Source organism: Magnetospira sp. QH-2 (genome assembly GCF_000968135.1).
Lineage (GTDB): Bacteria > Pseudomonadota > Alphaproteobacteria > Rhodospirillales > Magnetospiraceae > Magnetospira.
The window spans coordinates 2096586-2122260 of the sequence record NZ_FO538765.1 but is presented as its reverse complement, the minus strand read 5'-3'; the positions used below and the strand labels follow the sequence as shown (position 1 = coordinate 2122260).

General features: G+C 59.5%; 23 protein-coding genes. 13 read left to right on the top strand and 10 right to left on the bottom strand.

Annotated elements, in window-relative coordinates; all coding sequences use genetic code 11:
- Positions 1–22 precede the first annotated feature (22 nt).
- The 9 genes from rseP to gloA are packed head-to-tail and all read left to right on the top strand — an operon-like array spanning position 23 to position 8736.
- Positions 23–1150, top strand: a complete 1128-nt coding sequence (gene rseP, locus MGMAQ_RS10035; RefSeq protein ID WP_046021438.1) for an RIP metalloprotease RseP — start codon at positions 23–25, stop codon at positions 1148–1150.
- A gap of 24 nt (positions 1151–1174) precedes the next feature.
- The gene (bamA, locus tag MGMAQ_RS10030) at positions 1175–3445 is read left to right on the top strand and encodes an outer membrane protein assembly factor BamA (protein ID WP_252508617.1); all 2271 of its coding nucleotides are present in this window, start codon (positions 1175–1177) and stop codon (positions 3443–3445) included.
- 3 nt (positions 3446–3448) lie between these two features.
- Positions 3449–4033 carry an OmpH family outer membrane protein gene (locus MGMAQ_RS10025; RefSeq protein WP_046021437.1) on the top strand — a complete coding sequence of 195 codons (585 nt, stop codon included), beginning with the start codon at positions 3449–3451 and terminating at the stop codon, positions 4031–4033.
- A 3-nt stretch (positions 4034–4036) separates the two neighbouring features.
- A complete protein-coding gene (lpxD, locus tag MGMAQ_RS10020) occupies positions 4037–5059 on the top strand; it encodes a UDP-3-O-(3-hydroxymyristoyl)glucosamine N-acyltransferase (protein WP_046021436.1) in 1023 nt (340 codons plus the stop codon).
- Positions 5060–5062: 3 nt separating this feature from the next.
- On the top strand, positions 5063–5533 hold the full coding sequence (gene fabZ, locus MGMAQ_RS21195; protein WP_046021435.1) for a 3-hydroxyacyl-ACP dehydratase FabZ: 471 nt from the start codon (positions 5063–5065) through the stop codon (positions 5531–5533).
- A complete protein-coding gene (gene lpxA, locus MGMAQ_RS10010; protein WP_046021434.1) occupies positions 5530–6333 on the top strand; it encodes an acyl-ACP--UDP-N-acetylglucosamine O-acyltransferase in 804 nt (267 codons plus the stop codon). Before fabZ ends, lpxA begins: the two co-directional genes overlap by 4 nt.
- Positions 6323–7165 carry an LpxI family protein gene (locus tag MGMAQ_RS10005; RefSeq protein ID WP_046021433.1) on the top strand — a complete coding sequence of 281 codons (843 nt, stop codon included), beginning with the start codon at positions 6323–6325 and terminating at the stop codon, positions 7163–7165. Before lpxA ends, MGMAQ_RS10005 begins: the two co-directional genes overlap by 11 nt.
- A 1-nt stretch (position 7166) precedes the next feature.
- A complete protein-coding gene (gene lpxB / locus MGMAQ_RS10000) occupies positions 7167–8342 on the top strand; it encodes a lipid-A-disaccharide synthase (protein ID WP_046021432.1) in 1176 nt (391 codons plus the stop codon).
- Positions 8335–8736, top strand: coding sequence for a lactoylglutathione lyase (gloA, locus tag MGMAQ_RS09995; protein WP_046021431.1), 402 nt, complete (start codon positions 8335–8337; stop codon positions 8734–8736). The genes lpxB and gloA overlap by 8 nt, the downstream gene beginning before the upstream one ends.
- Positions 8737–8898: 162 nt before the next feature.
- Here gloA and MGMAQ_RS19580 read toward each other — a convergent pair whose 3' ends face one another.
- The 4 genes from MGMAQ_RS19580 to gltX all read right to left on the bottom strand — a co-directional run bounded on the left by MGMAQ_RS19580 (position 8899) and on the right by gltX (position 14080).
- Entirely contained in the window at positions 8899–9303 is a 405-nt protein-coding gene (locus MGMAQ_RS19580) for a helix-hairpin-helix domain-containing protein (protein WP_052716299.1), read from the bottom strand.
- A gap of 529 nt (positions 9304–9832) precedes the next feature.
- Positions 9833–10864 carry an IS110 family transposase gene (locus MGMAQ_RS09985; RefSeq protein ID WP_046020119.1) on the bottom strand — a complete coding sequence of 344 codons (1032 nt, stop codon included), beginning with the start codon at positions 10862–10864 and terminating at the stop codon, positions 9833–9835.
- 369 nt (positions 10865–11233) lie between these two features.
- Positions 11234–12565 (bottom strand): citrate synthase, encoded by a 1332-nt coding sequence (gene gltA, locus MGMAQ_RS09980; RefSeq protein ID WP_046021430.1) that lies wholly within the window; start codon positions 12563–12565, stop codon positions 11234–11236.
- Between the two features lie 111 nt (positions 12566–12676).
- Positions 12677–14080, bottom strand: a complete 1404-nt coding sequence (gltX, locus tag MGMAQ_RS09975; RefSeq protein WP_046021429.1) for a glutamate--tRNA ligase — start codon at positions 14078–14080, stop codon at positions 12677–12679.
- Positions 14081–14198: 118 nt separating this feature from the next.
- Between gltX and MGMAQ_RS09970 the strand changes: the two genes are divergently transcribed.
- Both MGMAQ_RS09970 and MGMAQ_RS09965 read left to right on the top strand, forming a co-directional pair.
- Complete coding sequence (locus MGMAQ_RS09970; protein WP_046021428.1) at positions 14199–16331, top strand: ComEC/Rec2 family competence protein; 2133 nt, start codon at positions 14199–14201, stop codon at positions 16329–16331.
- A gap of 368 nt (positions 16332–16699) precedes the next feature.
- Entirely contained in the window at positions 16700–17731 is a 1032-nt protein-coding gene (locus MGMAQ_RS09965) for an IS110 family transposase (RefSeq protein ID WP_046020119.1), read from the top strand.
- A gap of 383 nt (positions 17732–18114) precedes the next feature.
- Here the strand turns inward: MGMAQ_RS09965 and lexA are convergent, their stop codons facing one another.
- On the bottom strand, positions 18115–18831 hold the full coding sequence (gene lexA / locus MGMAQ_RS09960) for a transcriptional repressor LexA (protein WP_046021427.1): 717 nt from the start codon (positions 18829–18831) through the stop codon (positions 18115–18117).
- A 161-nt stretch (positions 18832–18992) separates the two neighbouring features.
- Between lexA and MGMAQ_RS09955 the strand changes: the two genes are divergently transcribed.
- Positions 18993–19385, top strand: coding sequence for a hypothetical protein (locus MGMAQ_RS09955; protein ID WP_046021426.1), 393 nt, complete (start codon positions 18993–18995; stop codon positions 19383–19385).
- Between the two features lie 95 nt (positions 19386–19480).
- Here MGMAQ_RS09955 and glp read toward each other — a convergent pair whose 3' ends face one another.
- From glp to MGMAQ_RS09930, 5 genes are read right to left on the bottom strand one after another with little or no spacing between them, the layout of a single operon-like run.
- The gene (gene glp / locus MGMAQ_RS09950; protein WP_046021425.1) at positions 19481–20674 is read right to left on the bottom strand and encodes a gephyrin-like molybdotransferase Glp; all 1194 of its coding nucleotides are present in this window, start codon (positions 20672–20674) and stop codon (positions 19481–19483) included.
- Position 20675: 1 nt separating this feature from the next.
- Positions 20676–21152, bottom strand: coding sequence for a cyclic pyranopterin monophosphate synthase MoaC (gene moaC / locus MGMAQ_RS09945; RefSeq protein WP_046021424.1), 477 nt, complete (start codon positions 21150–21152; stop codon positions 20676–20678).
- 2 nt (positions 21153–21154) lie between these two features.
- Positions 21155–21958, bottom strand: a complete 804-nt coding sequence (gene trpC, locus MGMAQ_RS09940; RefSeq protein ID WP_046021423.1) for an indole-3-glycerol phosphate synthase TrpC — start codon at positions 21956–21958, stop codon at positions 21155–21157.
- Positions 21951–22976: an anthranilate phosphoribosyltransferase gene (gene trpD, locus MGMAQ_RS09935; RefSeq protein WP_046021422.1), complete on the bottom strand. Its 1026-nt coding sequence runs from the start codon at positions 22974–22976 to the stop codon at positions 21951–21953. The genes trpC and trpD overlap by 8 nt, the downstream gene beginning before the upstream one ends.
- On the bottom strand, positions 22973–23560 hold the full coding sequence (locus MGMAQ_RS09930) for an aminodeoxychorismate/anthranilate synthase component II (protein WP_046021421.1): 588 nt from the start codon (positions 23558–23560) through the stop codon (positions 22973–22975). Before MGMAQ_RS09930 ends, trpD begins: the two co-directional genes overlap by 4 nt.
- A gap of 128 nt (positions 23561–23688) precedes the next feature.
- On the opposite strand from MGMAQ_RS09930, the gene MGMAQ_RS19575 reads away from it, so the two are divergent.
- Positions 23689–25668, top strand: coding sequence for a tetratricopeptide repeat-containing sulfotransferase family protein (locus tag MGMAQ_RS19575; protein ID WP_052716298.1), 1980 nt, complete (start codon positions 23689–23691; stop codon positions 25666–25668).
- Positions 25669–25675: the final 7 nt, after the last annotated feature.

The following is a 25675-nucleotide window of genomic DNA, read 5'->3' as shown; positions in this document are numbered from 1 at the left end:
TAACGTAAAGCTGGAAAGAGCCATGGAATTCGTCGGGAGCGTTCCCTATTACGTCATCGTTTTTCTGTTTGTTTTGTCGGTCTTGGTGTTCGTTCACGAACTGGGCCATTATCTCGTGGCCCGCTGGTCCGGCGTCCGCATCGAGGTGTTTTCCATCGGTTTCGGCCCGGAAATAAAAGGCTGGAACGATCAGCACGGCACGCGCTGGAAAGTCAGCGCCATTCCGCTGGGCGGATATGTCAAAATGTTCGGCGAGACGGGCGATACCACCGATGACGGGCAGGGCGGCGAACGCCTTATGACCGACGAGGAAAAAGACGGCTCCTTTCAGCATAAGCCCTTGGGGAAGCGGGCGGCGGTGGTGGCGGCTGGTCCGTTCGCCAATTTCGCTTTTACCATCGTGGCGTTGACCATTTTGTTTTGGGCCGTGGGGCATCCGCGCCCCATGGCGGCGGTGGGGACCGTGCAAGAAGGGTCTGCCGCTTACGAAGCCGGATTCGAGAGTGGAGACAAGATTCTATCCATCGCCGGACAGGATGTCCGCTGGTTCGACGACCTGAAAGCGATCGTGGAGGTCAATCCCGGGAAAGACCTGGATTTCCAGATCAGCCGGAAGGATACGATCCTCACCTTGACCGCCGTTCCCAAGTCGCGGGAAGTGGGCGGCGAATCAAAAGGTTTCCTCGGCGTGTCGCCGGACGCTTCCCAGATCGAAACCGAAACTTATGGGCCCCTGGAGGCCGTGGGCGCCGGATTCGAGAAATCCTGGGTCATGACCACTCAGATTCTGGGCTATGTGGGTGAATTGATCACCGGCAATCGGGGGTCGGAAGACTTGGGTGGTCCGTTGATGATCGCCAAGATGTCAGGGGACGTGGCGCAGGGGGGGCTATCCAATTTGGTCTTCTTTATGGCCGCTCTATCGCTGAATCTGGGGCTCATCAACCTGTTTCCCATTCCCATGTTGGATGGGGGGCACCTGGTGTTCTATGGCATTGAGGCCTTGAGAGGAAAGCCCTTAGGCGAGCGAGCCCAAGAATACGGTTTCCGTTTTGGCCTGGTTCTGGTATTGGCTTTAATGGTTTTCGCCACTTGGAACGACTTGGTGAACATGAATGTCTTTCAGTTCTTCAAGGACTTGGTTTCCTAACCTGGGGCTCGGAAGGGGATAGTTTTGAACCGCTTTGCCACTATCGTCGCGCTATTGCTCATGGGGTGTGGGTTGATCGGGTCTTCGGCCCAGGCTCAGTCCGGGAGTATCATCCGCGACATCGTGGTGGAAGGGGCGCAACGGGTCGAACCGGAAACCGTCCTGTCCTATATGCTCATTCGCAAGGGCGATATCTTCAACCAAGTGCGTATCGACCGATCGCTGAAAAAGCTGTTCGGGACCGGCCTGTTCGCCGATGTGAGTTTGGAGCGACGCGGTGCCTTACTCTATGTGCGAGTGGTCGAAAATCCGGTGATCAATCGAATTGCCTTCGAAGGCAATCGTCGGATTGAAGATAAAGATCTGGAACAAGAAGTAACGTTGCGCCCCCGCATCATCTATACCCGGACCAAGGTCCAAAATGATGTTCAGCGTATCCTCGGGCTATATCGGTCTCGCGGGCGGTTTGCCGCGACAGTGGATCCCAAGGTTATTCAGCTGGAACAGAACCGCGTTGATTTGGTTTTCGAGATTTCGGAAGGCAAGGCGACCGAAGTCGAGCGCATTCGCTTTGTCGGCAACCGAGAATTCAGCGACTCCCGCCTGCGTGAAGAAATTCGGACCAAGGAAACCCGCTGGTGGCGGTTCCTGTCCGGTGAAGATAGCTATGACCCGGATCGTCTCGCCTTTGACCGGGAATTGCTGCGCCGATTCTATTTGAACGAGGGCTTCGCGGATTTTCAGGTCATGTCCATGGTGGCGGAGATGACGCCGGACCGGGAAGATTTCTTCATTACCTTCACCATTGCCGAAGGTCCCCGATATGAATTGGGCCAGGTGACGCTGAGCAGTAACATCAAAGATTTCAATGTCGAAGACGTGGAAGATGTTGTCGAAATCGAGAATGGCGACTGGTACGAAGCGGATCAGATCGAAAAGACCGTGACCGACCTGACCAATGAGGTTGGGGAACTGGGGGTTGCCTTCGTGGATGTGCGTCCGAACATCAAACGAAATAAGCAAAACAACACCATTGATATCAATTTTGCCATCAACGAAGGAGCCCGGGTTTTTGTTGAGCGCATCGATATCAACGGCAATGTGCGGACCGAGGACAAAGTCATCCGTCGAGAATTCCGGTTGGTGGAGGGCGATCCATTCAACCAGTCGCGATTGCGCCGTTCCCGCCAGCGAATACAGGACTTGAACTTCTTCGAGAAGGTGGAAGTCGAACAGGTCCCCGGGAGCGCGCCCGACAAGACCGTCGTTGAAGTCGAGGTCGAAGAGAAATCGACAGGATCGCTTTCGCTGGGAGCCGGCTTCTCCACCACCAATGGTGCTTTGGCGGAAATCGGGGTTCAAGAATCCAATTTGTTGGGTAAAGGCCAGAAGCTGAGCCTTTCCACGACCATTGCCCAGCGGCAAAGCAAGCTGAACCTGTCGTTCACGGAGCCCTATTTCCTGGATCGCGAGGTCTCGGCTGGTTTCGACCTGTTCCATACATCCACGGACCTGCAGGACACCCAGTCTCACGATACGTCGATTACCGGTGGCGCCTTGCGCGCCGGGTATCCGATTACCGAACGATTGAGCCAGAGCTGGCGTTATACGCTCAAACAAACCGAGGTGACCAACGTCAAGAGCACCGCTTCGTCCTTTATCAAATCACAAGAAGGGACGACCCTGCTGTCGGAATTGACCCACAACCTCATTTATGACCGTAGGGATAGCAAGGTTTCGCCTACGGACGGATATGTGGTGCGCCTTTCCAATGATCTGGGCGGGCTGGGCGGTGATCGTCACTATATTCGCAACTCCTTGAGCGGTGCCAAATACATCCCTGTGGATGATCAATGGATCCTCTCTTTCAAGGGCACCGTCGGGCATATATACGGAATAGGCGAGGACGTGGTCCTCATCGACCGTTTCAACGTTGGCGGTGATGATTTGCGTGGTTTTGCAACAGCGGGCATCGGTCCGCGTGATTCTTCGACCGATGATGCTTTGGGCGGTGAGTGGAAGTATACAGGGTCGACTCAGTTGACGTTTCCTGTGGGACTTCCCAACGAATTCGGGATCAAAGGGCGGGTATTTAGCGATTTTGGTAGTCTGGGCGGCATCTCGCCGAGCAATGCCACGGTCCAAGATACGGGATCCATCCGCGTTTCCGCCGGGTTTGGGGTTGGCTGGGAATCCCCGGTGGGTCCCATTGGCGTCGACTTTGGTTTTCCAATTGTGAATGAGTCCTTCGATGAGAAGGAATCCTTCCGAATTAACTTTGGTACGAGGTTTTAAGGCATGGGTTTGATCGTTCGAGCTATTCTCATTGGTTTGTTGGCCGTCCCGCTGAGCGGCGAATGGGAAGCCCACGCCCAGGATGGCAATTCCGCTTCCAACAGCATGGAAGTATTGATTGGTGTGATCAATATGGAGGCCGTGGTCCGCGACGCCCAGGCGCGCAAGGATATCGATTCCCAGGTCGCGGAGCATGCCAAACGCATTCAAACCGACATTCGCACGGTGGAGAAGACGCTCCGCGAATCCGAAGCGGAATTGGGACGCCAACGCAGTGTTGTTTCCGCCGAAGTTTTCGAAGCTAAGAAAAAAGAGTTTCTTGAGTCCATGAGCAAGGCCCAGCGTCATATGCAGGCCAACCGGGCCGCCGTATCGGCCGCCAAGGGTGTTGCCATGAAAACCTTTGAAAACGCCATGCGAGAGGCCATCATTGAAGTGGCAAGCGAGAAGGGGATTTCGCTTTTGTTTCGTCGGCGCGAAGTGGTGATTGCTCCCAAGGCGCTGGAGCTTGATCGAGAAGTCCTGGCTCTTCTCAATAAGAAATTACCCGCGGTTACCGTCGATGTGCAGTGGCCGGTTGAGCCCTGATCCATGGCCGATCCACGCTTTTTTAACCGGGCGGGACCCTTCACGCTGGGTGAACTTGCGGTCTTGTGCGGTGCGACGTTGAACCCGGACGTCAAGGCAGGACGCCAATTCAAGGATGTTGCCCCCCTTGAAACGGCGGGACCGGAAGAAATTTCGTTTCTCGACAATACCAAGTACGTCTCTGCCTTTGCCCAAAGCAAGGCGGGGGCTTGTCTGGTCAAGTCTGCCCACGCGGACAAGGCTCCAAGCGGCATGGTGTTGTTGATTTCGCCGGATCCCTATCGGGCTTACGCCATGATTGCGTCTGCCTTTTATCCGGATCCGCCAGCTCGTGACGTGGTTGAAGAAGGGGCGATCATTGCCGATGATGCGGAAATAGGCCCAAACACCCATGTCGAATCAGGCGCGATCATCGGCCGACGGGCCAAGATCGGCGATGGCTGCCATATTCAAGCCAACGCCGTCATCGGTGATGGTGTGGTCATTGGGGACCATTGCCGGATCGGCCCCGGTGCCGGGCTGGCCAAGTGCCTGGTCGGGGACAGGGTGGTAATCCATGGCGGCGTCAGGGTCGGTCAGGATGGTTTCGGTTTCGCCCTCGGCCCTCAAGGTCATTTAAAGGTTCCCCAATTGGGACGTGTTTTGATCGGGGATGACGTGGAAATCGGTGCCAATACCACGATCGACCGGGGTACCGGCCCTGATACGGAAATCGGCGCCGGGTGCAAGATCGATAATTTGGTTCAGATTGGCCACAACGTGAAGCTGGGGCGCAATTGCATCGTCGTGGCCCATGTGGGGATCTCTGGCAGTACCAAAATCGGGGATTTCGTTATGATCGGCGGGCAAGCGGGGATTGCCGGGCATCTGACTATTGGTGATGGCGCGCGGATCTCGGCCCAATCGGGCGTTTTCCGGAACATCGAACTTGGACAGACCGTATCCGGATCACCCGCCATGCCCACCAAGGAGCACTGGCGACAGGTCGCCATGTTGGCTAAACTATCGAAGAAAAAGGATCTTTGATCCATGGAGGACAATGCAAGCATGACCGAGCCCTATTCCATCGATATTGGACGCATCATGGATATGATTCCGCACCGATATCCCATGCTATTGATCGACCGTCTGGACGATGTGGTCCCCGGCGAACGGGCGACGGGCATTAAGAACGTCACCATCAACGAGCCTTTTTTTCAAGGCCACTTTCCGCAAAAGCCCATCATGCCTGGCGTGTTGATCATCGAGAGCATGGCCCAAACCGCGGCGGTTCTTGTGGTTGAGACCATGGGCGAGGAAGCCGAAGGCAAGCTGGTCTATTTCATGTCTGTCGATGACGCCCGTTTCCGCAAGCCTGTGGAGCCAGGCCATCAATTGCATATTCATGTCACAAAGAAACATAGTCGTGGCGCGGTATGGAAGTTTACCGGCGAAGCCAAAGTGAATGGCCAAGTGGTTGCGCAGGCGGTATTCGCCGCCATGATTCGGACCGAAGAATGAGTCAGATTCATCCCACGGCTCTCGTCGAATCAGGCGCCCGGATCGGTGCCGACGTGGCGATCGGACCCTATTGCTGTGTTGGCAGCAACGTGGAACTGGCCGACGGCGTGGTGCTCAAATCCCATGTGGTTGTCGAAGGGCGAACCAAGGTGGGTCCGGGTACACGGATATTCCCCTTTGCCTCTATCGGACACGAACCGCAGGACCTGAAGTACGGTGGCGAGCCATCGGAATTGGTGATTGGCGCCGAGAACACCATCCGCGAGCATGTGACCATGAATCCCGGGACCGATGGCGGCGGCATGCTGACCAGAGTCGGCGACGGCTGCCTGTTCATGATGGGCTCCCATGTGGCGCATGATTGCCACGTCGGGGATTCGGTGATCCTGGCCAACAATGCGACCCTGGCCGGGCATGTGCATGTGGGCGATTTCGCCATTCTCGGCGGCCTGTCGGCGGTGCATCAGTTCGTGCGTATCGGTCGTCACGCCATGGTCGGCGGCATGTCCGGTGTTGAAAACGATGTTATCCCCTATGGCTCGGTAATGGGTAATCGGGCCAAGCTGTCCGGCCTGAATATCGTCGGCCTGAAGCGGCGCAGTTTTTCCCGGGACATGATCCATGATATCCGCAAAGCCTATCGGCTGATTTTTGCCCAAGAAGGCACCATGGCCGAACGTCTGGCTGATCTGGTGGAGGATTTTGCCGAAAACGAACCGGTCATGGAAATCGTCGATTTTATTCGCGACGAGTCGTCTCGCGGGGTCTGTGTGCCCTCCACTGACGGCCATGCGGACTGACGGCGCCACGACGCTGGGCATCGTGGCCGGCCGGGGCGATCTTCCCGCCCGACTGATCGACGCCTGTCGATCAAAAAATCGCCCATTCTTCGTTCTTGCCTTGCAGGATCAGGCCGACCCGGAGACCGTGGCCGGGGATGTCCCCCATGCCTGGATACGACTGGGCGGGGCGGGCGGCGGTATCAAGAAATTGCACGAGGCCGGAGTCTCTGACTTGGTCATGGCCGGGGGGGTGACCCGTCCCAGTCTCGGGGCTTTGCGCCCGGATATGTGGAGCGCCCGTTTCATCGCCAAGGTGGGATGGAAGTCCCTTGGGGATGATGGCCTGCTCTCAGCCTTGATCGCCGAAATCGAAAAGGAAGGATTCAAGGTGGTGGGCATCGACGACATTCTTCCGGACCTGCTGGCTCCCCAGGGGCAGTTGGGGTGCATCGCCCCCGATGATCGGGCGCGCGAGGACCTGCGACGAGGCTGGCTTGTGGCCCGTGGCCTAGGCAATCTGGATGTGGGCCAGGCCGTGGTCGTGCAACAGGGCATCGTGTTGGCGGTGGAAGCGGTGGAAGGCACGGACGCCATGCTGGATCGCTGTGCCCATTTGCGACGCGAGGGGCCGGGCGGGGTGCTCGTCAAACTCAAGAAACCGCAACAAGAGCGCCGCGCCGACCTGCCGACCATCGGCGCGCCCACCGTGGCACGGGCCGCCGACGCGGGTCTGCGCGGGATCGCGGTGGAGGCGGGGGGCACGGTTTTGCTCGACAGGGATGCGTTGATTGACGCCGCCAACCAACGCGGGTTGTTCCTGGTGGGCTTGTCGGAAAACGGAGAGTTCTGATATGGCGCAAGGCCCCCTGGTCTATGTGGTGGCCGGGGAGCCATCTGGCGACCTGTTGGGTGGACGTCTGATGGCGGGCCTCAAATCCCTTTATCCCGAAGGGGTGCGATTTGCCGGGATTGGAGGCCCGCACATGACCGGGCAGGGGCTGGACAGTTTGTTTCCCATGACCGATCTCTCGCTCATGGGGCTTGCCGAGATTCTGCCCCATCTTCCCAAGTTGATGCGGCGCTTGTCGGAGGCGGATGCGGATATCCGCCGCTTGCGCCCCGATGTGGTATTGACCATTGATTCTCCGGGTTTTTGTTTCCGGCTGGCCAAGCGGGTTCGGGATCTGGGCATTCCTTTGGTGCATTACGTGGCGCCGACGGTCTGGGCCTGGAAGCCCAAGCGGGCGGCCAAGATTGCTCGGTTCCTCGACCATTTGTTGGTATTGCTGCCTTTTGAGCCGCCATACTTCGAGAAAGAGGGGCTGGCGACCACCTTTGTCGGCCATTCCGTGATCGAAGGCGGTGCTGATCTGGGCAATGGCAGCGCGTTCCGTGACAAGCATGGAATCGAGCCAACCAGACCGGTGCTCTGCGTGTTGCCCGGTAGCCGTCTGGGCGAAGTGAGTCGCCACTTGCCGGTCTTTCGCGACGTGGTTGATCAATTATGCGGGGAGCGCCCCGGTCTGGCGGTGGTGCTGCCGACGGTGGCCGGTGTCGCCGAGCCTGTGCGAGAAGCGGTGCGGTCCTGGTCCTGTTCGGTGACCGTGGTGGAAGGAGAGCGGGAAAAGTTCGACGCTTTCGCGGCCTCGGAAGCGGCCTTGGCAGCCTCGGGGACCGTGACCTTGGAGCTGGCTTTGGCGGGTTGCCCTTCGGTGGTAGCCTATCGGCTCAATCCGTTGACCGCTTGGCTGGCCCGGCGTTTGATCAAGGTCCGGTTCGCCAGCCTGGTCAATATCATTCAAGAGCGCGAAGTGCTGCCCGAGTTTTTGCAGGATCGCTGCCAGGCGTCATTGATATCGCCGATGCTTGCCCAGTACCTGGATGACCCGGAGGCACGCAGGGCACAGATCCGCGCTTGTGCGCCGGCTCTGGAGGCCATGGGCCGGGGCGGGGCCTCCCCCAGCCTGCGTGCTGCCGAGGCCCTTGCCACTATCCTTGAAGCGAGGAAGGACACCAATCATGGATAAATCGAAGTTCCGTTTACTGCACACCATGATCCGGGTGCGAGACCTGGATAAATCCCTGGATTTCTATTGCCGTCTGTTGGGTATGAATGAACTGCGGCGCAAGGACTATCCTGGTGGGAAATTCACCTTGGCCTTTGTCGGGTATGGCGACGAGATCGACACCACGGTGGTCGAACTGACCCATAACTGGGATCAGGAGGAGCCCTATGATCTGGGGAATGGCTTTGGCCATCTGGCTATCGGTGTTCCCGATGCTTATGGAGTCTGCGACGCCTTGCGGGCCGAAGGCGCGGTGATCACCCGCGAGCCCGGTCCCATGAAACATGGCACCACGGTCATTGCCTTCGTCGACGACCCGGATGGCTATAAGATCGAATTGGTCCAAAGGTTCTAAGAAGGTTGTCCCGGTCGGAGCCAAGGGCTCGATCCCGCGTTAGGGCCCAGGTTAGCAGAGGGCGCACGCCTTTCGATCCCAGACTGAGTTCTCCTCGGTCTGGAATGTGTGTCCGCGACGTGATCTAGACAGAAATCCGTTCTTTGAGTCACCCCCGGCATTCTACTCGGCGGCGATGCTTTCAGATGCGGCGTTCTTCTTAGCCTTTCGCTCGGCCTTGGCTGCCTTCTTCTTGGCTTTTCGCTCAGCCTTGTCGGCCTTCTTCTTAGCCTTTTTCTGGACCTTGGCGGCCTTCTTTTTAGCCTCCTTATAGACTTTGTCTGCCTTATGGATTTTGGGGCCCTTCTTTTTGGTAGCCTTGCTATCCTCTGCTGCCTGCTCGTTGGCTTCCGTCGCTTCGCCGGCGGCCGCGATGATGCCTGGGGCGGTGGTCGGGCTGATACCACGAACCGCGACGACGGCCTCTGGCGATGCACCGGCAAGATCCTCCGCGGTCGCAATGCCCACGGCCATGAGCCCTTTCGCCAGTGTGGGGCCTACCCCTTTGACTTTTATCAATTCAACCATGCTATTCACCTCCCAGAACCATTATTCATGAATGCTACGACCAGAATCCCAGAAAAACCTATCCAAAGGCAAACGTTTTCAACCGCCCCAACCCGGTTTTTGACTAAGAGCACCAAGATTCCGTGCCAGTTTCTTGATTGTGTGGATCCGAGACACGCCAATATCTCTCCTTTGGGCCGGGCGTATCCGTCCATACAGATATGATACTACAGTATAAGAACCGTTTCGCACAGCCTTCCGCTGCTGGTTGTCAGCAGACGAGCAAAGGGGCTTTAGCAGGCTGCTTCTGTAATCGAGTCATTTGAGTCAAGCTGATTTCCAAGCCGTCGGTTTGAACCTGGGGTATGTGGCGCCCTTTGCTTCTGTCCGCGGTCGACGTCGTCGCCGCATGATGGGGATCAAGGGGGATCGGGTGCAGCAATCTGAAAAGCGTGGTCTTACGCCACTGCAGCCTGCGCGCTGTCATCCGAGCCCCGCGCGTCGCCACGCGTCCTGGCCGCCCTTCAGGCGATCTCGGTTTTCGTTGTGTTTAGATGGCGGTCTCCTCCTTGCGGTACTGGAAGTCCGTGCCGTCGATCCACATGCGATGCATGATTACGGCGAGACGCCGGGCAACGGCGACCTTGGCGCGTTTCATCCCGCGCCTTTTGGCGACCGCGAGCCCCCAGTGTTTGAGCCAGGACCAACGGCGGGTTCGAGTGAGAAGTGCATTGGCGGCCTCGAACAAAAGCCAACGAACCATGGCATCTCCGCACTTGCTGATGGGGCCGCTTCGGTCCTGCTCTCCCGAGGCGTATCTGCGTGGGACAAGCCCGAAGTGGGCGCCGACCATGACCGACTTTTGAAACCGTTCCGGCACGTCGAGTCCTGTCCTGAAAGCGAGGGCGGTAACCGGGCCGACGCCGGGAACGGTCATCAGGCGTCGGCAAACGCTATCATCGCGCGCAGCGGCATGAACCTGCCGGTCGAGCTTGTCGAGTTGTTCGAGCAAGGCTTGGCGCGCAAGCAAGAGCGGCTCGGCGGCTGCGCTGAGGTGCGGGTTATCAGCCGTCAATTCCCGAACCCGCGCCGCGAAAAGGCGTCCGCGCGCCATACCGACCTTGAGGCCGAAAGCTTTCAATGTTCCTCGTACCGTATTGGACAACTGACGGACCTGATGAACCAGGGTCTCCCGATGGGTCAGCACCATCCGGAGCTCCTGACTGCGCGCGGTCTTGACGTGGGTCGCGCGGTACAAACCGGTCCGCATCGCCTGGCTGATCAAGCGGGCGTCGCGACGGTCCGTCTTGACTGGGCTGGCGCTGGCAAAGGCCTTCATTTGCCGGGTCTCGATACAAATCACAGGGAGGCCCCGACTGGACAGTCCTGCGTACAGCCAAGGCGCCAGAGGGCCAGCTTCCAACCCAATTCGCGCAAAGCCACGCCCGCTTTCCTCGAGCCAAGTGGCGACCGCCTCGGGTGTGCTTGACACCTTGCCTTCGCGAATGACGGTTCCCTTTGCATCAATCTCACAGATCGAAATGCTTGCCATCGATACGTCCATTCCAACAAAATACTCCATAGCTGGTCTCCTCTGTTCCATGTCCAGGAATTGACCCGGATACTTGATCAAGACCGAGTGTGGAGACCAGCTGACTGTCTAGGCAATCCCTGACTGCTCGATTACCGCCATCTGAAAAAGTCCGATTTCGAGGGTGTGGCGACACATGCTTCGCCAAGCTCAGCATCAGGGCCTTTGAATTTTCAACTTGTTAGCCTCACCCTGAGCTTCCTCATCCCGAGCTTGTCGAGGGACGAAGGGCGAGGCAGGCCGTAGGACAACACTTTCCCAACAGCCTGTTAGACCTTGACTTCCATGCAGCCGACTGCCGAGCCGTCGTGAAAAAGGGGGGCAGCGCCCCCCTTGTGTTTATCCAAATCTGCCGAGGCCTTATTCCGGTGCCAGTTCCCGGTTCTTGCTGACTCGTTTGTGCAGGGGGATGAACTCGCGCTGCACTTCGCCGATGAACAGCTGACGCGGCCGACCGATCTTCTGGGTCGGATCCTCGATCATCTCGTTCCACTGTGCCACCCAGCCTACGGTCCGGGCCAGGGCGAATAGCACCGTGTACATGGATACCGGGATGTTCATCGCCTTGAAGATGATGCCAGAGTAGAAATCCACATTGGGGAACAGCTTCTTCTCGACGAAGTAGGGGTCTTCCAACGCGATGCGCTCCAGTTCCATGGCCAAGTCGAGCAGCGGCTCGTTGGCGATGCCCAGTTCGTCGAGCACCTCGTGGCAGGTCTTCTGCATGACGGTCGCCCGCGGATCGTAGTTCTTGTAGACCCGGTGCCCGAAGCCCATGAGGCGGAACGGATCGTCCTTGTCCTTGGCCTTGGCCAGATACTCGGGGATATTGTCCTTGTGACCGATCTCGTTGAGCATCTTCAGCACGGCTTCGTTGGCGCCGCCATGGGCCGGACCCCAAAGGGAGGCAATGCCCGAAGCAATACAGGCGAACGGATTGGCTCCCGAAGAACCCGCCAGTCGCACGGTGGAGGTAGAGGCATTCTGTTCGTGATCGGCATGCAAGATCAGGATGCGATCCATGGCCCGGGCCAGGACCGGGTTGACCATGTACTCTTCACAGGGAACCGCATACATCATTTGCAGGAAGTTCTCGGCATAGGACAGATTGTTCTTCGGATAGATGAACGGCTGTCCGATGGAGTACTTATAGGCCCATGCCGCGATGGTCGGTACCTTGGCGATCATGCGGTAGGAGGCGATCAGTCGGTGCCTTGGGTCGGTGATATCGGTGCTGTCGTGATAGAACGACGACAGGGCGCCGATGACGCCGACCATGACGGCCATGGGATGACTGTCACGACGGAAACCGGTGTAGAAGTCGTGCAATTGTTCATGGACCATCGAGTGATGGGTGATGTCGGATTCGAATTTGGCTTTCTGTGGCGGAGTCGGCAGATCCCCGTAAAGCAGCAAATAAGAGACTTCCATGAAGTCGGAATGCTCGGCCAGATCAGCGATATCGTATCCGCGATGGCGCAAAACGCCTTTTTCACCATCGATATAGGTGATGCTGGATTCACAGCTGCCGGTCGATGTGAAGCCGGGGTCGTAGGTGAACATGCCGGTTTCGGCATAGAGACGGCGGATGTCGATCACGTCCGGGCCGGTGCTGCCCTCAATTACTGGAAATTCCCATGTTTTGCCGGTCCTGTTGTCCGTCATGCTGACGGTATTTTTCTGATCGCTCATGATTTATTTCTCCTCAAGCAGTCGGCCGCCACCTTGGTTTGATTGATCGGTGTTCGCGCGGCTGTCGATGGATATTTTCGGTCTCCAATCCCTTTTTGGACCCGGATGGTCCTATTGCCCTTTTTGGGCGTCTTGCAAGCGTGCCAGGACTTCCTCCTGGCCTAGAATTTCCATGACTTCGAAAATGGGCGGCGATACGTTGGTGCCGGTCAGAGCGGCCCGCAGGGGCTGCGCCACTTTACCCAATTTCAGATCCAATTCTTCGGCGGTCTCGCGCGTCAGGTTCTCCAACGCGTCGCGGGTCCAATGGGTATTGCTCAGCCGCACACTCAGCAGCCGCAGAGTTTCCAGGGCCTCGGCGTTCAGCAACTTTGCGGCCTTGTCTGTCATCACCAAGGGCCGGGGGCGCACATAGAATAACGCAGCCTCGGCCAACTCCACTAGCGTTTTGGCGCGCTCCTTGAGCGACGGCATGCCTTGTTGCAGGCGCAGACGTCCGGCTTCATCCAAATTGACTCCCAATTCGGTTTCGAGCCTGGGAGCGATGTGGTCGACCAGGGCCGCATCATCTGTATGCCGGATGTAGTGACCGTTCAGAGTGGTCAGCTTTTCCATATCGAAGCGGGCGGCGGCCCGACCGACATTTTCCAGATTAAACCACTCAATGGCTTGTTCGGTGCTGAAGATCTCGTCGTCCCCATGGCTCCAGCCCAGCCGCAGCAGGTAGTTGCGCATGGCTTCGGGCAGGAAGCCCATGTCCCGATAGACCTCGGCGCCCAGAGCCCCATGGCGCTTGGATAGCTTCTTGCCGTCGTCGCCATGGATCAACGACTGATGGGCAAATGTCGGCGGCGTCCAGTCCAGCGCTTGATAAAGCTGCATCTGTCGGAACGTATTGGTCAAATGGTCGTCGCCACGGATCACATGGGTCACTCCCATGTCGTGATCATCAACCACCACCGCCAGCATATAGGTGGGTGTCCCATCGGCGCGCAACAGAATCATGTCGTCCATTTGGGCATTGGCGGTGCGGACTTCACCTTGAATCTCATCCTGGACGACGGTTTCGCCATCACGGGGAGCCTTGAGCCGCACCACCGGGGGCACGCCCTCGGGGGCCGTGGCCGGATCGGCATCCCGCCATTTGGGATCGAAATAGCCTGATCGACCTTCGGCGCGGGCGGCTTCGCGCATGGCTGTCAGTTCGTCCGGAGTCCAATAGCAGTGATAGGCCTTGCCTTCGGCCAGCAGCTGTTTGGCCACTTCCACATGCCGATCAACTCGGGAAAACTGGGAAAGGGGATCGCCATCCCAATCCAGACCCAGCCACTTCAGGCCCTCATAGATGGCCTCGACGGCCTCGGGCTTGGAGCGCTGACGATCCGTGTCTTCGATTCGCAGCAGGAATTGGCCCCCATGGTGGCGGGCAAAAAGCCAGTTAAAGAGGGCGGTCCGAGCGCCTCCAATATGGAGAAAGCCGGTGGGCGAAGGGGCAAATCGAGTAACGACCGTCATGGGCAATTCTGTTAGATTCCTTTGTGTGATGGAGGTGTTTACCACAATCTTCGCACGCGCAGCAAAGATTTACGGGCGTCGTTGTGTAACTGTTTGAGGACAAATGGAGAATTAAAAGGTGCTGCGAGCCACCGCCTTGGCAGAGGGATTCCATGGGGAACGGGAGCGTTGGCCTTTGTGGCTGCCCGTGGCCATGGCCATCGGGGTGGCGGTCTATTTTACCTTGAGTTTTGAGCCCGTCTGGTGGCTCGGCACGGCGTTGTTCATGGCGGCCTCCGCGGGGGCGTGGATGCTTTGGCACCATGGCATCGGGCGAATGCTGGCCGTTTTGGCCGTGGCCTTGGCCTTGGGGTTCGCCGTTTCTCAGCTGCGCACCGCCTTGGTGGCCGATACGGTGCTTGAAAAACGTCATGGACCGGCAACGGTGTCTGGGCGAATTGTGCAGGTGGAGGCGCTGCCGAAGCAAAAACGCATCACCTTGGAGCGTCTGAGGGTCAGTCGGTTGGGGGCGGAACAGACTCCCCAGCGGGCGCGCATCCGATTGCGAGGAGAGCAGCCGGACTTGACGCCCGGGGACTGGATTCAGGTGCCCGCCATGCTCCTGTCTCCGCCGCCGCCATCGTTGCCGGGCGGCTTCGATTTTCAGTTCAAAGCTTATTTCGAAGGTCTGGGGGCCGTGGGCTATGGCTTGGGGCGAGCGGAGATCACCGCCCGTGGGGTCACCTCCGGGTTCGCTGCCTATGGCATTGCCCTATCAAGCCTGCGCCACGCTTTGGGAGAGCGGATCCGAGCCGCCATCGATGACCCCACCGCCGGAGGGGTAGCCGCCGCCCTGATGACCGGGGATCGGGCAGCAATCCCGGAAAAGGCCATGCAGGCCATGCGGGACGCGGGTCTGGCCCATTTGCTGGCCATTTCAGGGTTGCATGTGGGGCTGGTGGCCGGATTGGCGTTTTTTTCATTGCGTGCCTTGCTGGCCTTGATTCCGGCGGTGGCGTTGCGGTACCCGGTGAAGAAATGGGCCGCCCTGGCGGCGATCCTTGTGGCCTTTGGCTATGCGCAGATGACCGGGGCAACGGTGCCGACCCAACGGGCCTTTTTGATGGTCGGGCTGGTGCTGATGGGGGTTCTGCTGGATCGCCAGGGACTCTCCATGCGCGGATTGGCCTGGGCGGCGGCGGTGGTTCTCCTGATCCAGCCGGAATCCCTCTTGGGTCCCAGTTTTCAAATGTCTTTCGCCGCCGCCATGGCCTTGGTGGCGGTCTATGAAATCATGGGAAAGCGGCTGGCCGCCGGGCGCCGGACAGGAGCTTGGTGGTGGCGCGGGCCAGGGCTCTATTTGGCAGCGGTGGCGCTGACCACCATAGTTGCCGGATTGGCGACCGCGCCCTTTGCCATCCATCATTTTCATCGTATGGCCACTTTCGGGTTGTTGGCTAACCTGCTGGCCGTGCCGCTTACCGCGCTATGGATCATGCCTTGGGCCTTGATGGCCTATGTGCTGGCACCTTTGGGGCTGGAGTCCTTGGCTCTGGTGCCCATGGGGTGGGGGATTGAGGGCGTGGTGGCCGTTGCCCATTGGGTGGCGGGCATGGAGGGCTCGGTGGTGCTGTTTCCCGGCCTGCCGGGCTGGGGCGTGGCCGTCGTGGCCCTGGGGGGCACCTGGATGTGCCTGTGGCGGCGGCGATGGCGCTACTTGGGTGCCTTGGGATTGGTGGCGGGGGGCGTGGCTCTGTCCCATATGCCGCCACCGGATATTTTGGTGGATGGACAGGGCAAGCAGATGGCCGTGCGTTTGCCCGACGGCCAACTGGCTTTTTCCAGCCTGCGCGGAGGTAATTTCCTCAGGCAATCCTGGATGGACCGGGAAGCGGTGCCCGAGGCCATATCCTGGAAAGGCTTCGCGCCGCGCCAACCGGCTGTTTTTTCGTGTGATTCTTTTGGCTGTATTCTGCGTAACGACCCCCACATGGTCGCCTTGGTACGCGAAGCCGAAGCGCTGGACGATGATTGCCGGACGGCGAACGTGGTGGTCAGCTCTGTGCCGGTGCGTGGGCGCTGTCCTTCCGCCCGGGTGGTGATCGACCGATTCGATCTGTGGCGCGGCGGCAGTCATGCCCTGTGGCTGAACCCGGATGGATCGGTACGGGTGGACAGCGTCAACGGGCGCCGGGGCGATCGTCCCTGGGTCCTGCGCCCCGACAAGCCGCGGCCCGGCGAAAACGGAAAATCTCCCGGTACCGAAGGCTAAATACTTTAGCAGGCTGCTGAAGAAGTCCGATTTCGAGCCTGTGGCGACACATGCTTCGACAAGCTCAGCATGAGGGATTTTGAACTTTCAACATGTTAGCCTCACCCTGAGCTTGTCGAAGGGCGAGGCGGGCCGTTGGACAATACTTTTTCAGATGGCGGTAATCGAGCAGTCAGGGATTGCCTAGATCACGTCGTGTTTGATCGGATTCGATCAAACACGAAAAACGTGATCGATTCCAATAAGGTCGCGCGTGTCTAGCGGGTCCGATTGGACCCGACACGCGCTAGACAGTCAGCTGGTCTCCACACTCGGTCTTGATCAAGTATCCGGGTCAATTCCTGGACATGGAACAGAGGAGACCAGCCATGGAGTATTTTGTTGGAATGGACGTATCGATGGCAAGCATTTCGATCTGTGAGATTGATGCAAAGGGAACCGTCATTCGCGAAGGCAAGGTGTCAAGCACACCCGAGGCGGTCGCCACTTGGCTCGAGGAAAGCGGGCGTGGCTTTGCGCGAATTGGGTTGGAAGCTGGCCCTCTGGCGCCTTGGCTGTACGCAGGACTGTCCAGTCGGGGCCTCCCTGTGATTTGTATCGAGACCCGGCAAATGAAGGCCTTTGCCAGCGCCAGCCCAGTCAAGACGGACCGTCGCGACGCCCGCTTGATCAGCCAGGCGATGCGGACCGGTTTGTACCGCGCGACCCACGTCAAGACCGCGCGCAGTCAGGAGCTCCGGATGGTGCTGACCCATCGGGAGACCCTGGTTCATCAGGTCCGTCAGTTGTCCAATACGGTACGAGGAACATTGAAAGCTTTCGGCCTCAAGGTCGGTATGGCGCGCGGACGCCTTTTCGCGGCGCGGGTTCGGGAATTGACGGCTGATAACCCGCACCTCAGCGCAGCCGCCGAGCCGCTCTTGCTTGCGCGCCAAGCCTTGCTCGAACAACTCGACAAGCTCGACCGGCAGGTTCATGCCGCTGCGCGCGATGATAGCGTTTGCCGACGCCTGATGACCGTTCCCGGCGTCGGCCCGGTTACCGCCCTCGCTTTCAGGACAGGACTCGACGTGCCGGAACGGTTTCAAAAGTCGGTCATGGTCGGCGCCCACTTCGGGCTTGTCCCACGCAGATACGCCTCGGGAGAGCAGGACCGAAGCGGCCCCATCAGCAAGTGCGGAGATGCCATGGTTCGTTGGCTTTTGTTCGAGGCCGCCAATGCACTTCTCACTCGAACCCGCCGTTGGTCCTGGCTCAAACACTGGGGGCTCGCGGTCGCCAAAAGGCGCGGGATGAAACGCGCCAAGGTAGCCGTTGCCCGGCGTCTCGCCGTAATCATGCATCGCATGTGGATCGACGGCACGGACTTCCAGTACCGCAAGGAGGAGACCGCCATCTAAACACAACGAAAACCGAGATCGCCTGAAGGGCGGCCAGGACGCGTGGCGACGCGCGGGGCTCGGATGACAGCGCGCAGGCTGCAGTGGCGTAAGACCACGCTTTTCAGATTGCTGCACCCGATCCCCCTTGATCCCCATCATGCGGCGACGACGTCGACCGCGGACAGAAGCAAAGGGCGCCACATACCCCAGGTTCAAACCGACGGCTTGGAAATCAGCTTGACTCAAATGACTCGATTACAGAAGCAGCCTGTTAGATCACGTCGCGCCTGTCCAAGGGGTCCAATTGGACCCGGCACGCACTCGTTTGATGGAAACGAGGGTCCTATCATTGATTGGCGTGGGCACCGAAAGGAACATCGATTCCAAAATCCACACAAGGATCAATACTGGCGCAGCAGACCGACAAGGCGCCCCTGAATCTGCACTTGATCCGGGCCATAGATGCGGGTTTCGTAGCGGGCATTGGCCGGTTCCAGAGCCACGGAGTGCCCCTTCTTGCGCAGCCGTTTTAACGTGACTTCCTGATTTTCCACCAAGGCCACAACGATCTCGCCCGTATCGGCGGCGCTGCATTGCTGAATGATCACCGTGTCGCCATCGAGAATGCCTGCCTCGATCATGGAATCCCCATCCACTTCAAGGGTATAGTGATCGCCGCGTCCCTGAGCCAGCAGCCCGGCGGGAACTTCCACCGCGCTGCCCGGGTCGCGCAGGGCTTCGATTGGGGTGCCCGCGGCAATGCGCCCATAAAGCGGCAAGCGGACCGTGTCGTCGGAAGGCCGCGCCGGTTCGGAGCCGAGAATGCGGAAATCGGCCTGAATGACGTTGGGGGCAAAGGCATCGCGGGTTTTTGCCGGGGCCGGGGGCAGGGCATCGTCGATGTTTTCCGGCAGCTTGACCACTTCGAGCGCCCGAGCCCGATGGGGCAGGCGGCGGATAAAGCCGCGTTCCTCCAGGCCGGTGATCAGCCGGTGAATGCCTGATTTGGAGGCCAGTCCCAAGGCGTCCTTCATCTCGTCATAGGAGGGCGAGACTCCGGATTCCCGTAGGCGGGCATCGATGAAGGTCAGGAGTTCATACTGTTTCTTGGTCAACATCCGTGCGGTTTCCCGTTCAATGGGTCCCATCCCGGCAAGGGGCAGGGAACAAAAGCCAAACTCAATACTCGTTCTACTTTAGTTCCATCTCAAGGTCAAGGGATCTCTGTTCCTTCTTCGTCCAAACGGGTATTCTGGAGACCCAAACCAATGGAGCCTTCATGCGACCATTTTTGGCCTGGATCCTATTGATATCGCCTTTGCTGTTGCTGGGAGCCTGTGCCGAGGAGCTGGCCCCCGGTGTGATGGAAACCCGCCATTGCACGACGGTGCTGAATTTCCTCAATCGGAATTTGGGTGAAACCACCGCCGATGAGCCCCGGGTCTGGGAGGGCGAAGGCAGCCTCAACATCACGATTCCCTATCGTGTGGCCGTGACATCGCAACGGCAGGCCCAGCCGACCATGCAGCGCGATACCATCTTGTGCCGATACGCCTTGGAGCCTCAGCGGGAAAACATGGTGGTGGATCTGGTCGCGGTGCGGCAGCGGGGGGTCAACCTGACCACCGAACAGATGCGGGTGGTCAACATTGCCATGCGGGTATTCCGCTAGCGCATGTCGGGTCCAATCGGACCCGCTAGACACGCGCGACCTTATTGGAATCGATCACGTCATGTTTGATCGAATCCGATCAAACATGACGTGATCTAGAACCGAATGATATCAACCTTGTCACCGGCCTTGGCGGGCGGGGCGAAGGGGGTGCGCACCACCAGACAGTCGGCGCGGGCGAAGAGAGCCAGCATGGCGCTGTCTTGTTTGTCGAAAGGGGTGGCAATGAAGGTGCCGTCCCGTTCCCGGTACAAATCGGCGCGCAGATAGTCCTGTCGCCGGTCGTTTTCCGGCAGGTCGCAGCCCAGCGTCGCGGTATCCCGGGGGAGAGCCGAGGGCGGCAGGCCGGCCATCTTTTCCAAGGCCGGGCGCAAGAACAGCACGGACGTCACCCCTGCCGAGACCGGATTGCCCGGTAGACCGAGCACAGCCGTACTGCCCACATGACCAAAGATCAAGGGCTTGCCGGGACGCATGGCGATCTTGTGGAAGCCCAGTTCAAAGCCGCGTTCGGTCAGACCATCGACAACCAGATCATGATCGCCTACAGACGCGCCCCCCAAGGTCACCAGAAGATCCGCCCGGTCAGCGCCGGCAAGCAATGAATCCAAGGCCTCCGGGGTGTCGCGGGCAATACCCAGGTCAAGCGGGTCGCCCCCAAGCTTTCGCACGAAGGCGGCCACGGCCAGGCTATTGGAGCTGATGATCTGGCTTGGCCCCACCGGGTCCCCGGGCATGACCAATTCATCACCGGTGGCCAAGATTGCCACCCGGGGCTTTCGGGTTACCCGGAGCCAAGGCACGTTCATGGCAGCACAGAGCCCGATATCGCGGGCCTTGAGCCGATGCCCGGCGCGCAAAAGCACTTTGCCCGCGGAAAAGTCCAAGCCCGCCTGGCGGACGAATTTGCCGCTCTGGTAGGGTTCCTTGACCAACACCCGGTCGCCCTCACGGGCGGTGTCTTCTTGCATAATCACCGCATCGGTCCCGGCGGGGATGGGGGCGCCGGTGAAGATTCGCACACATTCGCCCTCGGAGACCGCACCCTCATAGGTCCCTCCGGCGGGAGCGGCGCCGACGCAGGTCAAGGCCGTGGGGACCGATTTCACGTCGCAAGCCCGCACCGCGTAACCATCCATGGCCGAAACCGCCATGGGCGGCTGGGTGAGCCGGGCCGAGACATCCTCGGCCAACACACGGTCCACCGCATCGGCGACGGAGATTGTCTCCGCCGATAATGTTACGATACCGGAAAGGACTGTTTCTAGGGCTTCCGCAACCGAAATCATATCAGGGGGCCTCATAGGTGCCGGATTTGCCTCCGGCCTTGTGGGTGAGCCGAATGTCGGTGATCCGCATGCCCTTGTCCACCGCCTTGCACATGTCATAGACGGTCAGGGCGGCGACCGCGACGGCTGTCAGGGCTTCCATCTCCACCCCGGTCCTACCGGCCAGCTTGCAGGTGGCGGAAATGACCACGGCGGTATCCACCAGGTCGCACGACAGATCGACTTTGACCGACGTCAGGGCCAGGGGGTGGCACAAGGGAATCAGATCGGGGGTCCGTTTGGCGCCCATGATGCCGGCCAGTTGGGCCACGCCGAGCACGTCGCCTTTCTTGAAGCCCTTGCCCTGGATCAGGTCCATGGTTTCCTGCGAGACCAAAACCTTTCCCTCGGCCGTGGCGGTGCGTTCGGTGCTGTCTTTTTTGGACACATCCACCATGACCGCGTTGCCATTGGTGTCAAAATGAGAGAATTCCGCCATTCTCAGAGGTCCTCGATCGGGGCGAGGATGGCCTTGGTCGCCGCCGCCACATCCGGTTGACGCATCAGAGACTCACCGATCAAAAACCGGTGGGCGCCAACTTTGGACATGCGATGCAGGTCCTTGGCGGAGAACAATCCGCTTTCGCAGACCAGATGGCGGTCCGTGGGCACGCGGGGGGCCAGTGTCTCGGTGGTGGCCAAACTGACCTCCAAGGTCTTGAGGTTGCGGTTGTTGATGCCGAGCAGGGGAGAGCGCAGCGCCAAGGCCCGGTCCAATTCCTCGCCATCGTGGATTTCGATCAGCACATCCATGCCCCAGTCCATGGCTGCCGATTCAAGCTCCTTGGCCAGGCCGTCATCCAGCGCCGCCATGATCAACAAGATGCAATCGGCACCTAAGGACCTGGCCTCGGTGACCTGATAGGGATCGACCATGAAATCCTTGCGCAGGACCGGCAAATCGACCACCGATCGGGCAGCCACCAGATAGTCATCATGGCCCTGAAAGTAGGGTTGATCCGTGAGTACGGACAGGCAAGAAGCGCCTCCGGCCTCATAGGCGGCGGCCAACGTTTCGGGATCGAAATCACCGCGAATCAGGCCTTTTGAGGGCGACGCCTTTTTGATTTCCGCGATCAGGCCGTGTCCACCTTCCGCCACGGCCTGGGTCAGGGCCTCGGCAAATCCACGGGTGGGTTCGGCGGATTTGGCGGCACGCTCCACATCGGCCAGGGAGCGGTCAGCCTTGCAGCGGGCCACATGGTCGCGTTTGTCGGCGCAGATCTTGTCGAGCACATTATCCATTGGTCAGCGCGACCAATTTGTCCAATGCCGCCAATGCCTTGCCGGACTCGATGCTGTCGGCGGCCTGGGCCACGCCTTGTTTCAGATCCCCGGCCTTGTCGGCAACCACCAAGGAGGCGGCCGCATTCAACAGCACCACGTCGCGATAGGCACCCTCTGTCCCACCCAGCACATCGCGCAGGGCTTTGGCGTTGGTTTCCGGGTCGGCCCCCTTGAGGTCTTCCGGTGCCGCCATGGGCAGGCCCGCGTCGGCAGGCGAGACCTCGAACTCGGCAACTGCGCCATCCTTCAGTTCGGCAACAAAGGAGGGGCCGGTGGTGGTCAGTTCATCGAGACCATCGGAGCCATGCACCACCCAGGCCTTCTCGCAGCCCAGGCGACCCAGAACCTCGGCCATGGGGCGGACCCAGTCACGGGAGAAGACGCCGGTCATCTGCCGTTTGACCCCGGCGGGATTGGACATGGGGCCGAGCAGGTTGAAGATGGTGCGGATTCCCATCTCAACCCGGGGAGCGCCTACGTATTTCATGGCGCTATGATGGCGCGGGGCCATCAGGAAGCCAATCCCGGCCTCGGCTATGGCTTTTTCCACCACATCCATTTCAGCACCGATATTCACGCCCAGGCTGGTCAGGACGTCGGCGGCGCCGGACTTGGACGACAGGGCCTTGTTGCCGTGCTTGGCGATGGGGATGCCGCAACCGGCGACCACGAAGGCCGAGGCGGTGGAGATGTTGTAGGTGCCCGAGGCATCGCCGCCGGTGCCGACAATATCCATGGCGCCGTCCGGAGCGGTGACGGTGAGCATCTTGGCGCGCATGGTGCGCACGGCGCCGGTGATTTCCTCCACCGTCTCGCCGCGCAGCCGCAATGCCATCAAAAAGGCGCCGATCTGGGCGTCGGTGGCATGGCCGGACATGATGATTTCAAAGGCCTGGGCCGCTTCGTCCTCGCTCATGGAGACGCCGTCGGCCACCTGGGCCAGAAGGGGTTTTAGGTAGTGGGCCGTATCGCTCATGCCGCCAAAGGCTCCTTGGAGGTGATTTTCAGGAAATTTCGTAACAGGTCGTGCCCCAACTCCGAAGCGATGCTCTCGGGATGAAATTGGACACCGAATATGGGCAGCGACTTGTGCTGCAATCCCATGATCAGGCCATCCTTGGTTTCCGCCGTGATCTGCAAGTCATCGGGCAGGCTCTCGCGATCCACGAGCAAGGAATGATAGCGGGTGGCGGTGAAGGGATTGCGCAACCCGGCAAAAATCCCTTTTCCCGTATGGGCGATCGGGCTCAGTTTGCCATGCATGCAGGTGGGCGCGCGCACGACTTTCCCGCCAAAGACCTGTCCGATGGATTGATGGCCGAGGCAGACCCCCAGAACAGGCAATTTGCCTGCCGCCTTGTCGATCAGTTCCAGGCAGATTCCTGCCTGATCAGGGTCGCAAGGGCCCGGTGAGATGATCAAGCCTTGCGGGTTTAGGGCCAGAGCCTCGTCGGCGGTCAGCGCGTCATTGCGGTGCACTTCGACGGTGGCGCCCAATTCGCTCAGGAAATGCCACAGATTATAGGTAAAGCTGTCGTAGTTATCGATCAGCAGAAACATGGATGCCTCTCTCTCAGCGGAGCGGCCATCCTGCCCAGGCGGGGGGAGGGCGTCAAGGGCGGGTTGGGGTCAAGCCTTTCGAGGCTTCTTGGATCAAGCTATCCTGTGGCCGAATCACGGGGAGTGCCATGAACCGGGCGGAACGAAGACGACGGGAACGGGAAGCCAAGCGGGCCGGGTCCCAGGCGAGCGAGGAGGGGATCGGGTGGCTACAACAGGCTCTGACTCTGCACCAGTCAGGCCGAGTGGCCGAGGCCGAGGCCTTGTATCGGCGGGTGCTGGCCAAGGATCCGCATCAAAGCCATGCCCGTCACTATTTAGGGGTCGCGGCCTATCAGTCCGGACGCCTGGATGAAGCGGAACTACACATTGCAGAGGCGCTGCGCGATGATCCGGGAAGCGCCGAGGCCCATACGAATCTAGGGCTGGTCCTAGAAGCGCAGGGGCGATCCATCAAGGCCATTGATGAATTTCGCAAGGCATTGAGCCTGAAGCATGATTATTGCGAGGCTCGGTACAATATCGGCGTGTCGCAGCTTTCCTTGAATGAGGGCGAGGAAGCGGCAAAATCCTTTCTCGAAGCGATCCACCTCAAGCCCGACTTTGGTTTGGCCCACTACAATCTGGGCATTGCCCTGGAAGGACTGGGGCAGCTTCGAGAATCGGCGGCGGCCTATGGTCAGGCCGTGCACCTCATGCCCCGCCATGCCCTTGCTCATTTGAAGCTGGGGGCGGTCAGCCATCGATTGGATCAAACGCAGAAGGCATTGGGCCATTTCGAGCAAGCCTTGGCCCTCGAGCCGACCATGGCGGAGGCGCATCACAATCTGGGCATTGCAGCAAGGTTTCTGGGCGACATGGAGCGTGCAAAGGTTCATTTCCATCGCGCTCTGGAGCTGGAACCGCAGCGTGCGGCAACCCACGATTCGTTGATCGAATTGCTTGAACAATCCAATCAAGTCAACGAGCTAACAGAGGCCGTAGCGGCGGTGGAAGCGGCCTGTCCAGATCACCCGAGACTGACCCTTTGGCAAGCGATGGTCAAAAAACGCGAAGGGGCCTATTCAGCTGTTAGAGAGATTCTCGAAGCGCGGGAGCCGGGACCGGAAGATCCCCATTTTAACGCTGCCCGCGCCCAATTGCTTGGCGAGGCTTGCGACCGTATTGATGACCCCTCGGCAGCCTTTGATTACTTCCGCCAATCCAACGAATGGGCGGCGCGGACGGAACAGGCTCAGGAGGTGAATCCGGCTGGATATGCGGCGTTTATTGATCGCCTGGGCGCCTGGTTTGCCACGGTTGACCCTCACGACTGGACCGGCGCACAGGGGCTCGACGACCGACTCGATCCCATATTCCTGGTCGGCTTTCCGCGCTCGGGAACCACGCTGTTGGATAGCATTCTCCGCAGTCATCCCTTGGTCGGGGTCATCGAGGAACGTCCGATGCTCGAAGCCGTGAGTACCCGTTTGGCCGCCATGGAGAGGGGCAATCCGGAGGCCTTGGCCACCCTTGACCCGAACGAGATCCGGACGCTTCGGGACCTGTATTTCGAACGATTGGAGACATTTCGCGACGAAGCCGGCGACGTCCCCCATATCGTCGACAAGATGCCATTGAATATGGTCGAAGCCGGATTGATCTGCCGCCTGTTTCCCAAGGCTCGCTTTATCCTTGCCCTGCGCCATCCCTGCGACTGTGTGCTGAGTTGCTTTATGCAGAACTTCAAGCAAAACGACGCCATGGCCAATTTCCGTGAGCTGGAGAGCGCGGCGACGCTCTACGACCGCGTATTCGGCCTGTGGAGCCGCTACGAGGCTCTGTTCGATCCAGCGGTTTACACCATCCGCTACGAAGACCTGGTGGATGATTTCGAAGGTACGCTTGGACCGCTGGTGGATTTTCTCGGTTTGGAGTGGACTGACGCGTTCAGGGATTTTGCCGAAACCGCGCGGCAACGGGGGCGGGTACGCACCCCAAGCTATGATCAGGTGACTCAGCCGATCTATCGAAGTGCCTCGGGCCGGTGGACACGCTATCGGGCTCAAATGGAGCCGGTTATGCCGATTTTGGCGCCCTGGGCCCGGCACTGGGGGTACCAATGCTGAGATCCGG

Excerpts from the sequence above, each read along its gene's own strand:
- gloA (WP_046021431.1), top strand. The coding sequence starts at position 8,335 with ATGGATAAATCGAAGTTCCGTTTACTGCACACCATGATCCGGGTGCGA.
- MGMAQ_RS09985 (WP_046020119.1), bottom strand. The coding sequence starts at position 10,864 with ATGGAGTATTTTGTTGGAATGGACGTATCGATGGCAAGCATTTCGATC.
- fabZ (WP_046021435.1), top strand. The coding sequence starts at position 5,063 with ATGGAGGACAATGCAAGCATGACCGAGCCCTATTCCATCGATATTGGA.
- gltX (WP_046021429.1), bottom strand. The coding sequence starts at position 14,080 with ATGACGGTCGTTACTCGATTTGCCCCTTCGCCCACCGGCTTTCTCCAT.
- MGMAQ_RS19580 (WP_052716299.1), bottom strand. The coding sequence starts at position 9,303 with ATGGTTGAATTGATAAAAGTCAAAGGGGTAGGCCCCACACTGGCGAAA.
- rseP (WP_046021438.1), top strand. The coding sequence starts at position 23 with ATGGAATTCGTCGGGAGCGTTCCCTATTACGTCATCGTTTTTCTGTTT.
- lpxA (WP_046021434.1), top strand. The coding sequence starts at position 5,530 with ATGAGTCAGATTCATCCCACGGCTCTCGTCGAATCAGGCGCCCGGATC.
- lpxB (WP_046021432.1), top strand. The coding sequence starts at position 7,167 with ATGGCGCAAGGCCCCCTGGTCTATGTGGTGGCCGGGGAGCCATCTGGC.
- MGMAQ_RS09930 (WP_046021421.1), bottom strand. The coding sequence starts at position 23,560 with ATGTTTCTGCTGATCGATAACTACGACAGCTTTACCTATAATCTGTGG.
- moaC (WP_046021424.1), bottom strand. The coding sequence starts at position 21,152 with ATGGCGGAATTCTCTCATTTTGACACCAATGGCAACGCGGTCATGGTG.
- gltA (WP_046021430.1), bottom strand. The coding sequence starts at position 12,565 with ATGAGCGATCAGAAAAATACCGTCAGCATGACGGACAACAGGACCGGC.
- trpC (WP_046021423.1), bottom strand. The coding sequence starts at position 21,958 with ATGGATAATGTGCTCGACAAGATCTGCGCCGACAAACGCGACCATGTG.
- MGMAQ_RS09965 (WP_046020119.1), top strand. The coding sequence starts at position 16,700 with ATGGAGTATTTTGTTGGAATGGACGTATCGATGGCAAGCATTTCGATC.
- glp (WP_046021425.1), bottom strand. The coding sequence starts at position 20,674 with ATGATTTCGGTTGCGGAAGCCCTAGAAACAGTCCTTTCCGGTATCGTA.
- lpxD (WP_046021436.1), top strand. The coding sequence starts at position 4,037 with ATGGCCGATCCACGCTTTTTTAACCGGGCGGGACCCTTCACGCTGGGT.
- trpD (WP_046021422.1), bottom strand. The coding sequence starts at position 22,976 with ATGAGCGATACGGCCCACTACCTAAAACCCCTTCTGGCCCAGGTGGCC.
- lexA (WP_046021427.1), bottom strand. The coding sequence starts at position 18,831 with ATGTTGACCAAGAAACAGTATGAACTCCTGACCTTCATCGATGCCCGC.
- MGMAQ_RS10025 (WP_046021437.1), top strand. The coding sequence starts at position 3,449 with ATGGGTTTGATCGTTCGAGCTATTCTCATTGGTTTGTTGGCCGTCCCG.
- MGMAQ_RS09955 (WP_046021426.1), top strand. The coding sequence starts at position 18,993 with ATGCGACCATTTTTGGCCTGGATCCTATTGATATCGCCTTTGCTGTTG.
- MGMAQ_RS19575 (WP_052716298.1), top strand. The coding sequence starts at position 23,689 with ATGAACCGGGCGGAACGAAGACGACGGGAACGGGAAGCCAAGCGGGCC.
- MGMAQ_RS10005 (WP_046021433.1), top strand. The coding sequence starts at position 6,323 with ATGCGGACTGACGGCGCCACGACGCTGGGCATCGTGGCCGGCCGGGGC.